This is a genomic window from Pseudomonas sp. WS 5011 (genome assembly GCF_012985775.1).
GTDB lineage: Bacteria > Pseudomonadota > Gammaproteobacteria > Pseudomonadales > Pseudomonadaceae > Aquipseudomonas > Aquipseudomonas peli.
The window spans coordinates 1-1,640 of the sequence record NZ_JAAQXA010000067.1 but is presented as its reverse complement, the minus strand read 5'-3'; the positions used below and the strand labels follow the sequence as shown (position 1 = coordinate 1,640).

At 57.4% G+C, this 1,640-nt stretch carries 1 protein-coding gene; it reads right to left on the bottom strand.

The features are described from left to right. Nucleotides 1-245 precede the first annotated feature (245 nt). Nucleotides 246-1,517, bottom strand: coding sequence for an IS4-like element ISPa1635 family transposase (locus HBN63_RS21515; RefSeq protein ID WP_170050837.1), 1,272 nt, complete (start codon nucleotides 1,515-1,517; stop codon nucleotides 246-248). Nucleotides 1,518-1,640: the final 123 nt, after the last annotated feature.

Genomic DNA, 1,640 nt, shown 5'->3' with positions numbered 1-1,640 from the left:
AGCCCAATGTCATCAACCTAAGCTGCAGCCCTGCCCAAGGCAAGCCCCCGAAGCAGCCAGCCGCCATGGCCGTCGGGCGATGACCAGGCCTCTGCCGCTCCATCAGGCGGTCTAGCTGGGCTGGCGGTGATGTGATCATCGTCTGTACCGGCTGTCTAGGCGAGATTTCTCGTTCTCCGGACGAGCCTATGCCGACCGCTTGTGGCCAGCTTTTTTTTGCACGGAGGTTGGACGGTGGTGTTTCTTCAGCGCGTCGGTTTGTAGCCCTCACAACCTCGGCTGGCTGCGCGTTTGCGTTGGCGCGCAAAGCTACGGCCTGAGCGTACGGCACTGAGGCTTTTAGCCATCAAGGCCAGCACATTGCTCAGCCCCTGAGCACAGTGCCGCACCAGCAGCTCGACCAGGGTATTTTTGAGCCGTGACACGCCTTGGGTGAAGTTGACTTTCCATCGCAGCTTGCGGCCTTTGTGGCGCTGTTCGATGACCGGCTGTAGCAGGTGCTGCATCAACAGCGCCAGGTTCTTCAACAGTTGAGCGGCATGAAAGTCCTGCTTTACAGCGGTCACGCTGCGGCCGCTGAAGTTGTCCAGCGTCAGGGTTTGTTTGAGGCGACGGAAGTCGGTTTCGATGCCCCAGCGGCGGTGGTAAAGCTCGGCAAACACCTCAGCGGGAAAGGCTTCTCGATCCAGCAGCGAGGTCAGCAATACTTCGCTTTCGCCGTTGGCCAACTCGACCCGGATCAGTCTCAGCTCGATCTGGCTGGCAGGATCAACGCCAGCCTCGGAGCAGAACAGACGTGCTTCAGGATGGTTGGCCACGAAAAGCTGTGTGTCTTCAACTTGGCCAGAGTGTAGAAACGCTTTGACCTGGGCGTTATAGCCACAGGGCAGGCGCATCAGAAAGTGCCGCTGTTGCTGCGCGAACAGCGCGAATAACCAGTGCCCAGGGTAACCACGGTCAAACAGCGTCAGGCTGTCAGCCGGCAGGTGCTCAAGGTGCAGATGGGCACAGTCGCGCTCACCGACTGTCAGGGGCACGATCAGGCTATGCAAGGTTTGACCGTCAGCGACTTCGTAGAGTGTGGACAAGCGAGCCATGGGAAAGCCAGAGTGACTGCCAAAGAAGGTCGCCATGGTCGACTCCAGGGGTAAATGCACGGTCGAGCCATCCACCGCGAGCACCCTCAGCCCACGCCACTTCTGGCGCAGCCCGAAGCAGTCAATTTGTTGCTGCAGGAGGCGATTGAGACTTTCAAATACCTCGGGGTTGAGCTTTTTGCGCGCTTTGCAGAAGGCCTGCGCAGTGACCATTTGCGTCTCAGTCGACGCCTGATTGAGTACGCGATAGAACTGATCGAGTTCGGTTTGCAGGGCCGTGCGTGGCTGATTGAGCAGGAACAGGACGAGGTTCTTGAAGGTGAGCTGGCGTCGGCGGGTAAAGTCTTGAGGATTCTGGCGGTGGGCGGCGATGAAGGCGGGACAATCGAGCGGAATGGTTATTTTTTGTACAATTTTCAAGCCAGGGTTTGGCTGGCGGTGTCAAGCGATGCGGTATAGGTAGTCAAAAGGGCTTCTCCCATGCACTGATTTGAGCGCTAATTATATGATATTTATGGATAATTTCCAAAGTTGATGACATTG